Here is a 10,744-nt window from a genome sequence, read left to right as displayed (position 1 = left end):
CCAGGGCGCCCAGGCCGCCCTGTTCCGACCGTCAAGGGTTCAATCCGCCCGCTTCGCCCGCGTCGGCCCCCCTCCTGGCGACTGAATCGCCTTTGAACCCCACCAAGATCGTCGGTTTCTGGACCTGCCCACAGGTCTATGAAATATCCGGGCTAATGCCGGCACTCGGATCGCTGCTGAAAAGCCCGCTCATCGAGCCGGTCATCCTCAGGGCGATTTCAGTTTGTCTGTATGCCGTCGAGGCCGTCCAGCCAGGCGTGGAAAGACGGCAGGACATCGTCTACCCCGAGTCCCGCCAGTGGATTGCCCAGCAAGGACGTGCGGCGCCAGTGGTGAGGCCCGCGCGCAACATGAACGTGACCGGGACCCCGCGGGGCGCAGCGTGCCGGATCGCTGGCCCCGAACCAACTGAAGGTCGGCTTGCCGAGCAGCCAGGCGAGATGCAAAGGAGAACTATCGGGTCCGGCATAGCATCGGCCTTTTTTTAGGAGAGCGAGCATTCCCTGAATGTCGGTGGCTTGGGCAAAGGAAACAGTCTGCCCAAACAGATCCCGCCAGTCGTCGAGGAACCGGCATTCGGCCGGCCCCCACAGGACAACCGTCCGCACCCCCCGTTCACCGGCAGCCCGGATCAGGTCGCGCAGGCGCCCCGGTGGCCAGACCCGCGTCGGCCATCCAGCGCCGATCCCCAGGATGAGTGTGTTCGGCATCAACCCCTCTTCCCCCCACCAGCGGTCGATACGCTGTTCTGCCGCCGGGTCCGGAGACACTGAACAGGCCGGCTGCCGCCGTGGATCGATGCCCAAGGCGGAGGCCAGGTAAAGGGTGCGATCAGTGATGTGGCGAACGCCCGGTGGGATCCGCACAAAATGATTGAAAAACAGGGGGGCTAATTCACGGCTTTCGAGCGGACCAGGCACGAATCCAATCCGCTTCGGGATACCCGCGAGCCAAGGTACCAGGGCGCTGCGGGTGATGCCTTGGGGATCGAGGGCCGCCTGATAGCCCTGTGCCCGAATCTCGCGCAACAGACGCCATCGACCTGCCATGTCGTAGCTCGGACGTGGCATGACGTGGAGCTGGTCGATGCAGTCGATCCCGCTCAGCAGGGGCGCGGCCCGCGCGCCCACCACCCATCCCAGATGTAGGTTCGGGCAACGCTCCTTCAACATGAAGGCGAGCGGCAGGGTCAGCGCCGTGTCGCCTAGGGCGCTCAGGCGCACGATCAAAAGTCGCGACCGGCCTATCTCGACAGGCGTGGGGATGGATGCGTCGCTCATGCGCGATTGGAATTGGCTGGGTTCGCGCGGTCACGACCTGCGCCAAGACCGCCAGGGGGGCCTTTCCTTGGATCACCCCGGACGCCATGAGCCCGCAAGATGAGCAGGCGAAGGCGTCGAAAGATCGGCCCGATCGCCTCGGCCACCCAGACTGGCAGGGGTGGCCGCGACCAGACTATTTGCTCGTCGGGCCGCAGCTGATCGGGGCGGCAGCGGCGCCAATGGCGATGTAAATAGTAAAGATCAGCCTGCTGTCCCCAGTGTAACAGCCAGCGCAGCGGCAGTTCCGGTGGCGGTCGGAAGTGGATCTGGTAATCGAGCAGATAGGGTAGGCCGTCATCGCCCACCAGGATATTTTCCCATTTGCTCATATCGACGTAGGCGATGCCGTTGAGTGTAGCGCGGTCACCATATCGCGCAGCCGGGGAAAGAACTCATCACCCACGCAAACCGACGGATTGAACGGGCAGCCCTCGATCCATTCATGGGCGACGGCGTTCGGGAATTCCCTTCCTTCGACCACCACTGGTCCAACCCATTTCGGAAAGCCAGCGATCCCATGCATCAGGCGCAGGACGCGCCCCTCGCGGGCCGCGAGGAAACGGCCAATCCAGACTGCGGGCAGCCTCAAGGCGAAAGGCTCGACCCGGTTGAACTTACAGGCGACCCGCTCCCCATTCTCTGCCTCGTAGAGCGCCGTCGCCGCCCAGGAGTCGTGCTTGAGATGAGCGGCACGGCGGTAGGGACGCCCCGCGATAACGAGCGCCGAGGGCGGTTCGTTCTCACCGAGCGCGCGAAAGAGGCGAGGCCTAGGCGTTCTCATGCCCTCCGACGATAGGCTATCCATACAGTGCAGGCCCGTCGAGGGATCGGCGACTCATAGGGTGGGAAGCGATGCGCGCTGGCGCATAAGACCCAGGCGAAACCATGCTGTCAATCTCTATCGTTATCCCAATCAAGGACGAGTCCGAGAATAGCAGACCCACGGCCGCGGAGCTAACTTGGTGATGAGACGCCATTTCCGTACTTGGCCCAACAAGAGCGAACATTCGGCTATAGTATCCGCGATTCGATCGCACACCCCTAAGAGGCGGAATGAAAAAACGGAGCAGTATGAACTGGCTGGAGGCACTCCCGCTCGCGGGCTTGCTGTCCGTGATCGCACTGATCCCTCACCGTCTCGGACTGGCGATGGGGCAAGGTCTCGGAGCATTGCTGTACCTCCTGCTGCCCAACTACCGACGGATCGCCCGCGTCAACCTGCGCATTGCCTTCGGCGATTCGCTGTCCGAGGTCGAGTCCGCCGCCTGTATCAAATCAGCTTTCAGCAACATGGTGCAAACCTTCTTCGAGTTCGTTCGCCTGTATCGTATGGATCGCCATCAGGTCATCCGCTACACCCTGCCGCCGAGCGGCTATGAAGATTTTCAGATGGCCGTCAACCAGGGGCGAGGTGTGATTGCGGTGTCTTTTCATTTCGGCAACTGGTACTGGCCATTGATGTGCGCGGCCATGGAGGGCTACAAAGTGAGCGCGATCGTCCGGCCGCTAGACAACTTGCTGCTGGACCCTTTGATGAACCGGATTTTCGAGCGCTGGGGCATCCAGGTGATCCCGCGCGGTCGCGCCGCCGCAGCCAGTTTGGCGGCGCTGAGACGGGGCGAGACCCTGGCGCTGATGGTGGATCAGAACGCGCACCTGGATGGCCGTTTCGTGCCCTTCTTCGGGATCCCCGCCTCCACAATGCAGGGTCTGATCCGGCTGCGCCGTGGGACAGGCGCCGAGGTAGTGGCCGTGGACAGTCTGCGCCTAGGCGGCCGGCACCGGGTCCGAATGCACTGGCTAAGATCGCTGCCCGAGGACGACGATGCGGCGATGCTAGCGGTGCATCGTCACTTCGAGGCGATTATCCGCGAGCATAAGACAGCCTATTTCTGGCTGCATCCGCGCTGGAAGAAGCGCCCGCCCGGCGAGCCCGATCTCTATCCCGGGCTACGGGTATGAGTCGTCGCGCGGATGGCGGCCAGGATGCCTGGGGCCGCTGGTCGCTGCAGCTATACTCGGTGGTCCTATCGCTGGTGGTGAACTGCCTTCTGCGACCGCGCCACTGGCTGCGCCAACTGCTCGGACACGAGGATCGGACCATCTTGCGCCAATTGCTCGGCGAGCCTGACCGGGAGTCAACATGGTCGCCACAGCTGGTGATCCACGCCGTCTCGGCCGGAGAAATGGCGGCCTCCGGGACCATTGCCCGCCAACTCCAGGCCCTGCGTCCAGAACTGCGCCTGCTTCTGACCACCAGCACCACCTCGGGACTTGAGATCGGACACCGCCTGCAAGCGGAACTGGACTGCATCGGCGGCGTCACCTTGCTGCCCTGGGATAGGTCGACCGCGATGAGTCGCTGGCTGAAGCACTGGTCGCCGCGGGCGCTGGTCGTGGTCGAAACCGAGCTATGGCCAAACCTGTTCGACACCTGCCGAAATCTGGGCATCGCGCTGGCGGTGGTGAGCGCCCGGCTGTACCCCGGCGATGTTTGGAAATACCGCCTGATCCGAGGATTCATGACCCAGGTCTTGGCCTGTCCCGCCTGGATCGGTGCCCAGGACGAGACCGAGCGTCGCGGCTTCATGAGCATCGGGGCGAGCCCAGGGCGGATCCGAGTGCTCGGCAACGCGAAATACGTCTTTCCGCCCCCAACTCCTCTCGAGCCATACCACGTCCACGATGCCGACGGCGTGCCCGCGCGGCTGCTGGTGGCCGGCAGCACCCATGCCCCGGAGGAGCGCTGGCTGCTCGATGTTCTGTCCGAGCTGCGAGGTGCCTTCCCCCGTCTGCGTCTGGTGTTGGCACCCCGGCATGTCGAACGGGCAGCCGGGCTGGCGCGTACCGTTGCACGGCGCGGCTGGCACCCTTGCCGGCTGTCCGGCGACGACTGGCGCGATCAGGATTGGGATGTGCTGATCTTGGACCGCATGGGACACCTGACGCCTTTCTATTCCAGGGCTGATGTGGTTGTCATGGGCGGCAGCCTGACGAATCGCGGCGGACACAATTTCCTGGAGGCGGCCTGGCTCGCCCGGCCCATCCTGGTCGGCGCACACCTGAGGCACTTCGCCTCAGTGGCCCAGCGCTTTTTGGCACGGGATGCGCTCTGCCTGGTGCGGAACCGCACGGAGCTGGCCGCCCGGCTTGCCGAATTGCTGGGCAGCCCGGCCAGGGCGACCGATCTGGGACGCCGGGCGCGCCTCTGCGCCGAGCGGGAGGGCGAGCGTGCCAGCGGCTACGGACAGGCCGTCGTTGAGCTAATCGATCAGGGCGGTTGAATCCATGAGCATGCTCCGCCGGGAGTCCCTTTCCTCCAAGACCTGGTCGCCATTGCTGCGCCGACTGCTACGGGACGAGGTGCTGCCGCGGCGCCGGTCCTATTTGGCGGCGGTGCTTTGCATGGCGCTGGCGGCAGCGGCCACCGCAGCCAGCGCCTGGCTGATGCGCGACGTGGTAAACGATATTTTCGTCGCCAAGAACGCTGATCTGCTCTGGCTGCTGTCGGCCGCAGTGGCTGGCATCTTTGTGCTCAAGGGCCTCGGCGAGTACGGCTCCCGCATCTTGCTCGGGCGTATCGGCAGCTCCATCACCGCCTCGCTGCGGCGCCGTTTCTACGCCCAACTGCTGCGTCAGGAGCTGAGGTTCTTCGTCGAAGGCAACTCCTCCGAGTTGGTGGCTCGGCTGATACACCAGATCGATGCCGTCAAGGGGGCTATCGAGCTGCTCGCCATCGGGGTGGCGCGCGACCTACTCACTCTCGCCGGTTTGGTGCTGGTGATGCTCTCGCAGCAGCCGCTCCTCTTCGCCCTCGCCCTGCCCGGCGCTCTGCTGGTGGTTGGCTTCGTGCGGCTGCTGACTGCAAAGCTTGGGGCCATGGTGCGCCAGGAGCATGATGCGGACATCAAGCTCATTTCCCTAGTGCAGGAGACCGCCCAGGGGATCCGCTCGGTCAAGACCTTCGATCTCGGCCCCAAGCTGGAGCGAGACTTCGCCGCGGTTGCCTGTCAATCGGAACAGAGGACCAATCACATCCTGCGCATCAACGCCCTGCCCGCGCCCTTGTCGGAGGCCCTCGGTGGCCTGGCGATCGCCGGCGTCATCCTCTACGCGGGCTGGATGGCGATCGCCGCCGGCACCAGCCCCGGCGAATTCATGGCCTTCATCACCGCGCTCCTGCTCGCTTACGATCCGGCCCGTCGTCTGTCTCACCTCAAGCTGCAACTGGAGCAACATCTAGTGCTGGCGGAGGGCTTCTATCGCTTCATGGATCGCCGGCCCGCCATGGCCCCTCCCTCGGGCCGGATGACCAGCCTCCCGTTGCAGCGGCCACTGACCATCCGTTTGGAACGGGTCAGCTTCGGCTACGGGACGTCCGATTCCCCGCTGATCTCAGATCTTGATCTGACCATCTCACCCGGTCGGATCACCGCTCTCTGCGGACCCACCGGCAGCGGTAAATCGACCCTCGTAGACCTGCTGCTACGCTTCCATGACCCCTGGAGCGGCCGCGTCACCCTGGATGGACACGATATTCGGGAGCTGTCGCCGGCGCTTCTGAATGCCCTCTACGCCTACGTTGGGCAGGATCTCTTCCTGTTTGACGCCAGCATTGAGGAGAACATCCGCCTGGGCCGGGAAGACTTGGACGAAGCGCGACTCGCCGCCGCCGCACAGGTCGCCATGCTGGATGACTTTATCCAGACCCTGCCCGCCGGATATGCTACCCCGGTTGGCGAGAAGGGGATCCGACTGTCCACAGGGCAGCGCCAGCGCGTCGCCATCGCCCGGGCGCTGGTCAAGGGCGCCCCCGTGCTGGTATTGGACGAGGCCACCTCGGCGCTGGATCCAGCCACCGAGCGGGGGGTTTTGGAGCGGTTGCGCCGACACAGTCAGAGATGCAGCATCCTATTGGTCTCGCATCGTCTCGCCCCGATCGCGGCGGCAGACCAGATCCTCGTGCTGGAGCACGGGAAGATCGTCGAGCAAGGCACCTATGCCGCGCTGTCCGCATCCCTCGGACCATTCGCTACATTGTTTGGGGGCGTCGCGCCGCCGACGCCATGAAGCGCCGCGGTGTGTCCTTCCTCGTCTTGGCCATTGGGCGCTCGCCACCACCCGTAGCGATGTCGACGCCTTTCGCCGCCGTTGAGTTCAAGAGACCGTTCAACCCCTTCGGCACCCATTCAACCGCAGACGATGCCAATCAATCGCTCCAATCATGGCTTTGAAGAACCGCTCACTCCATCTTGGCATCCTTGTCTGTGCGATCCTGGTGTTACCGCTGCTGGTCGTCAGATTTCCTCCATTCCTTGACTACTATTCGCACCTGGCTCGGGTCTATATCCATGCGAATCTCTCGCAGTTCTCCGATTTCTATGCGTACAACAGCATCACGCCCCCCAATGTCGCTTTGGATATTGTCATCGGGGCATTTCACGCACTGTTCGGCATAGAGACCGCCGGCCGGCTCTTTCTCGTCGCTATCATTTTTCTCCAGGTTTCCGGCCTATGGATCCTTAACAGGCGTCTCCTCGGCCCCCAGTCCGTGCCAATCGGGCCGCTTCTCGGAGGCGCGCTGCTCTACAACTGGCCGCTATCGATGGGGTTTCTGAATTACCTATTTGGATTGGGCGTGATGCTATGGATCATCTGGTTATGGCTGCTCATCCAGGAGAAGGGTCTCTCGCAGAGGGTCGTGCTGGGCACGCTCTTCTGTCTTCTCTTGTACTACATGCACCTGATCGTCTTCGCGTTGTATTTCCTGGTCATCATCGGCTACGGGATTCAAAACCTGGCTTACTCGAGCTGGACATCAGCCAAGGAGCAACTCCTCGACTTCGTCGTAACCTGCATCCCCTTCGTGCCGCCGGTCTATCTCTACGCCACCACGCTCGGCGGTGATTCCAGGGTCACGCAGCTCTTTCCACACCCGCTGGCAGAGAAATGGTCGGTCTTCATCGGCTCGCTATCATCCGGCACCTTTGATCCCGGCTCCGCACCGACGGATCCGGGTCTTGTCTGCCTGGCCATTCTTGTCGGAGCCGCGATGATTCTCGGGAAAGTGCGCTTCAGCAGGGACATGGCATTGCCGATCCTGCTCGTGACCCTGGCGTTCCTTCTTGCGCCGGGAAACTATGGCGAAGCCGGCTACATCGTTGATCGACTGCCGCTCGGGATAGCCTTGCTCGGCTGCGCATCGATCAGAATCGACTTCAGGGAATCCTGGAAGACGACACTAATTACAACCAGTCTGGTCGCCTTCTTATTGATCAAGGGCGTCTATCTGTCGATGAGCTTCTCGGTTTTCGATGTCGAGATGCGGCGCATCCATGAGCTGCTCGGCTTGATCAAGCCAGGCAGCACCATCATCGTCGGTATCGACGTCACGAACCCACGTCATTCAGGCTCGGATCCCGAGCGCGCTTATTGGCATGTGGCATCCCTGGCGGCTTTGCGGTCGCCGGTCTTCGTTGCCACAACACATGCCAACCGGTCACAGCAGACCATTGTGCCGTCGCAGGCTCCATATACCGATCTCTACGCCTGGCAGCGACAATTGCCAATAGAATTAGCCGGTCGAAAGGACTTAGCCAAGCTGGTCAATCGGTACGATGAAATCATGTCAGAATTACAGACTGAGGATGCGGAGAGGGCGCGTTACCTGATTCTGCTGCGGCCCTACGGGCTTGCCGGCCTGGCTCGGGACTTCGGTGACGTTATTGGCACAACGAATCAGATGATGCTAATCGAATTGCCCCCTGCGGCGATTGTCCGGAATGTCGTCGATCATGATGGGTAAGATCCTCGCGTGTGCGGCGTCGGCACGAGCTTGACCTCTCGGATTCTCCAGCCAGAGAACGGATAGCTCGTGAGCAGGTCCCACTATGCGATTGTTAGGTTTCGTGTGCTCCAGAATACACCTGAATCGATACTTGATGTCCATCAGCAAATTTCCAATTCTCGCGGAAATTATGTTGGCCGAGTATTTCGGCTTTATCTCTGTACCGGCTTTTAACTCGCCTGATCAGAAAACACTTGTGTTTCGTTTGGGTTTGGTGGTTAATCAAAATTGCCCTCCACAATTGGAGATCGCCTTGCCGAGGATTTTTGCCATTCGACTGAATGGTGTTGCCAGGTACGTCGGCGCCTGATCGATAGATGGAGGGCGGAAAAGTGTCTTTTAAATCCAGCGCTTGTAGCCCATGTGATTGGAGTAATCTTGGCAATTGAGAAATTGAAAATTGGACGTTGAGTGTTCCTTGCACAAATGACGGCATCCAATCTCCGTGTCCACTTAATAAATCATCAGGGAGGCAAATCTGTTTGCGAAATTTCCCACAACCCCTGACAACTACGCCCTGAATGTCGATAACTTTCATAACTGATGTTACGCAGCCGCCTTCAAACGCTAGAGTTCGCCGAAGGCCTGCTGCAGCACCTCGACATAGAGCTTCGCGCGCAGCGCGAAATGGTTGAGCTTGTGGACCCGCTTGAGGCATTCGAGCTTGAAGACGACGCAGAATGCGTTTTTGACAACCCATCAAGCGTCGCCAATACTGGATTGTAGGGTGTTGTTGGAGCTTGCGAAATGGCTGGATCACCGGTATGGCGCGCAAGGCTCCGATCCGCTGGAGCACACTGCCGCCGCGTCAGCGAGAGTGCCTGATTGTTCTGCTGAGCCGCTTGGTCGAACATCGGCTGAGCGCAGCCGGGACGGCAGAGGAGAACGCCGATGAGCACCGTCCTCTCGCCCGTGTACCGTGCGCCGACCAACCTGACGTACGGAAAGATCCAGTCCTCGCATCTGCAGCGCTAGGCCGTGGTCTACGTGCGCCAATCCACGCTGCGGCAAGTGGAGTGCCACCAGGAGTCGACCCGGCTGCAGTATGCCTTGGTGGATCGGGCGGTGGAGCTGGGCTGGTCCACCTCGCGGATCCTCCTGATTGATGAGGATCTGGGCCGTTCCGGGGCGAGCGCCGAGGGTCGGCCCGGCTTTCAGCGGCTGATGGCCGAAAGTCGGTCTGGATCCTGTCGGCATCGTTCTTGGCATCGAGATCTCGCGCTTGGCACGCAGCTCGCGGGACTGTTATCAATTGCTCGAAGTCTGCGGACTGTTTGCGACACTGATCGGGGATGCCGACGGGGTCTATGATCCGCAGACCGACAACGACCGGTTGCTGTTGGGGCTGAAGGGGACGATGTCGATTTTCCGCAAATCCACGCCCAGTTGCTTGCCGAACGGCATGCCGCCTGCGTGCGTCTGCTCGGGCACCGGCACGCCAGGACGCGCGCCTTGACGGTCGAGCTGTGGAATGACTGGGACGCCATCTTTCGGGTGCTGGAGAATCCCCAGTGGCCGCTCACCAACAACGACGCCGAGCGGGCGCTGCGCCATTGGGCGATCGCGCGTCGCATCATGATGGGGACGCTCAGTGAAGCCGGATCGCGCGCTTTCACCTTGCTCGCCAGTGTCATCGACACCTGTCGCAAGCGCGGCTATGTGCCCTGGTGGCCGGCGTGATCGCGGAGCGCCGCGCGCCGGTCGCGCGGCGGTTCCGTTGCCGACTCCAATGCCGGGTCTCTGAACGGCCACTATTAATTTTGAATCAAGCTAAACTTAAAAACATAAAATTTCAATGAGTTAACATATGAGCCAAGGTGACGATTGTCCAGAGAGTTTTCTCTTGATCCCAGTTTCTTTGGGGGAGTTACTGGACCGCATCAGTATCCTGACGCTAAAACAGGAGCGTTTGGTCGACATAGAGCGGCGCCGCAACGTTACGCTAGAACTTGGCCTTCTTACCCAGATCCTGGAGGAAAGCGGACGCAGCATCAGGGCTTCCTCCTTTGAACAGTTGCACACGGTGAATGCGCATCTCTGGGATCTTGAAGATCGCATTCGGCAGTTGGACTGCAACGAGATTGGCGATAGGAAGTACGCGCGTGTAGCCCGGGACATCCATCGGTTTAACGACGTCCGACACGACATCAAGCGCGCCATCAGCGTTGCGGATGGCTCATCGATCCTGGAAGAGAAGGAGTATGCCAAGGCGTCGCCCAGCACCCCAGGGCGAGCGCGTATAAATCCTCAGCCGAACAACACCTTAGCGCGATAGGCGTCGTCCCATGCGGCCTTGCGGTGCTTTGTGGCCAGGCTGGCTAACGGTAAGGATTCCTTCGTAAATGAGTAACAGCACGGCTCAATCCGGGCTCGCTAAGCAATTTCACCTCTCCGGGTCTGACCGGACCTCGAACCTCACCGCGTAATCGATAGGCGCCGGCCGCCGCTCTAGCAGCCTGTCGGACTTGGGCGTTCAGATTGGCTGGAAAAGACAATCAAGAGGTTATTTTCCTCGAAAATAGCCTTTTTCGGCCAAAAAGGCACTTTTCCTGCGAATTTCCCTTACTGCGGGCGC

General features: G+C 61.2%; 11 protein-coding genes. 8 read left to right on the top strand and 3 right to left on the bottom strand.

The genetic code is table 11. The features are described 5' to 3' along the window. Positions 1 to 218: 218 nt before the first annotated feature. A complete protein-coding gene (locus CCR95_RS15040) occupies positions 219 to 1,280 on the bottom strand; it encodes a glycosyltransferase family 9 protein (protein ID WP_201095944.1) in 1,062 nt (353 codons plus the stop codon). Between the two features lie 367 nt (positions 1,281 to 1,647). Continuing rightward, positions 1,648 to 2,103, bottom strand: coding sequence for a hypothetical protein (locus CCR95_RS15035; RefSeq protein ID WP_201095942.1), 456 nt, complete (start codon positions 2,101 to 2,103; stop codon positions 1,648 to 1,650). A 272-nt stretch (positions 2,104 to 2,375) separates the two neighbouring features. On the opposite strand from CCR95_RS15035, the gene CCR95_RS15030 reads away from it, so the two are divergent. The 4 genes from CCR95_RS15030 to CCR95_RS15015 all read left to right on the top strand — a co-directional run bounded on the left by CCR95_RS15030 (position 2,376) and on the right by CCR95_RS15015 (position 8,127). Then, the gene (locus tag CCR95_RS15030) at positions 2,376 to 3,284 is read left to right on the top strand and encodes a lysophospholipid acyltransferase family protein (RefSeq protein ID WP_201095940.1); all 909 of its coding nucleotides are present in this window, start codon (positions 2,376 to 2,378) and stop codon (positions 3,282 to 3,284) included. After that, positions 3,281 to 4,606 carry a 3-deoxy-D-manno-octulosonic acid transferase gene (locus CCR95_RS15025; RefSeq protein WP_201095939.1) on the top strand — a complete coding sequence of 442 codons (1,326 nt, stop codon included), beginning with the start codon at positions 3,281 to 3,283 and terminating at the stop codon, positions 4,604 to 4,606. The genes CCR95_RS15030 and CCR95_RS15025 overlap by 4 nt, the downstream gene beginning before the upstream one ends. A 4-nt stretch (positions 4,607 to 4,610) precedes the next feature. Then, positions 4,611 to 6,392, top strand: coding sequence for an ABC transporter ATP-binding protein (locus CCR95_RS15020; RefSeq protein ID WP_201095937.1), 1,782 nt, complete (start codon positions 4,611 to 4,613; stop codon positions 6,390 to 6,392). Between the two features lie 154 nt (positions 6,393 to 6,546). Further along, positions 6,547 to 8,127 carry a hypothetical protein gene (locus CCR95_RS15015; protein ID WP_201095931.1) on the top strand — a complete coding sequence of 527 codons (1,581 nt, stop codon included), beginning with the start codon at positions 6,547 to 6,549 and terminating at the stop codon, positions 8,125 to 8,127. A 94-nt stretch (positions 8,128 to 8,221) separates the two neighbouring features. Here the strand turns inward: CCR95_RS15015 and CCR95_RS15010 are convergent, their stop codons facing one another. After that, complete coding sequence (locus tag CCR95_RS15010; RefSeq protein WP_201095929.1) at positions 8,222 to 8,944, bottom strand: hypothetical protein; 723 nt, start codon at positions 8,942 to 8,944, stop codon at positions 8,222 to 8,224. A 203-nt stretch (positions 8,945 to 9,147) separates the two neighbouring features. Between CCR95_RS15010 and CCR95_RS25400 the strand changes: the two genes are divergently transcribed. The 4 genes from CCR95_RS25400 (at position 9,148) to CCR95_RS14990 (ending at position 10,444) form a co-directional block, all read left to right on the top strand. Beyond that, complete coding sequence (locus tag CCR95_RS25400; RefSeq protein WP_207188643.1) at positions 9,148 to 9,480, top strand: recombinase family protein; 333 nt, start codon at positions 9,148 to 9,150, stop codon at positions 9,478 to 9,480. Continuing rightward, the gene (locus tag CCR95_RS25910; protein ID WP_201095946.1) at positions 9,392 to 9,625 is read left to right on the top strand and encodes a recombinase family protein; all 234 of its coding nucleotides are present in this window, start codon (positions 9,392 to 9,394) and stop codon (positions 9,623 to 9,625) included. Before CCR95_RS25400 ends, CCR95_RS25910 begins: the two co-directional genes overlap by 89 nt. Further along, a complete protein-coding gene (locus tag CCR95_RS14995; protein WP_420825661.1) occupies positions 9,622 to 9,849 on the top strand; it encodes an IS66 family transposase in 228 nt (75 codons plus the stop codon). Before CCR95_RS25910 ends, CCR95_RS14995 begins: the two co-directional genes overlap by 4 nt. A gap of 127 nt (positions 9,850 to 9,976) precedes the next feature. Then, positions 9,977 to 10,444, top strand: a complete 468-nt coding sequence (locus tag CCR95_RS14990) for a DUF6165 family protein (protein ID WP_201095923.1) — start codon at positions 9,977 to 9,979, stop codon at positions 10,442 to 10,444. Positions 10,445 to 10,744: the final 300 nt, after the last annotated feature.

This window comes from Thiocystis minor (assembly GCF_016653465.1).
GTDB lineage: Bacteria > Pseudomonadota > Gammaproteobacteria > Chromatiales > Chromatiaceae > Chromatium > Chromatium minus.
Note: the sequence above shows the minus strand (reverse complement) of the source record. Positions and strands in the feature narration are given on the sequence as shown.

What these genes read in the sequence shown, in the direction of transcription:
- CCR95_RS15040 (WP_201095944.1), bottom strand. Translation starts at nt 1,280, where the DNA reads ATGAGCGACGCATCCATCCCCACGCCTGTCGAGATAGGCCGGTCGCGA.
- CCR95_RS15035 (WP_201095942.1), bottom strand. Translation starts at nt 2,103, where the DNA reads ATGAGAACGCCTAGGCCTCGCCTCTTTCGCGCGCTCGGTGAGAACGAA.
- CCR95_RS15030 (WP_201095940.1), top strand. Translation starts at nt 2,376, where the DNA reads ATGAAAAAACGGAGCAGTATGAACTGGCTGGAGGCACTCCCGCTCGCG.
- CCR95_RS15025 (WP_201095939.1), top strand. Translation starts at nt 3,281, where the DNA reads ATGAGTCGTCGCGCGGATGGCGGCCAGGATGCCTGGGGCCGCTGGTCG.
- CCR95_RS15020 (WP_201095937.1), top strand. Translation starts at nt 4,611, where the DNA reads ATGAGCATGCTCCGCCGGGAGTCCCTTTCCTCCAAGACCTGGTCGCCA.
- CCR95_RS15015 (WP_201095931.1), top strand. Translation starts at nt 6,547, where the DNA reads ATGGCTTTGAAGAACCGCTCACTCCATCTTGGCATCCTTGTCTGTGCG.
- CCR95_RS14990 (WP_201095923.1), top strand. Translation starts at nt 9,977, where the DNA reads ATGAGCCAAGGTGACGATTGTCCAGAGAGTTTTCTCTTGATCCCAGTT.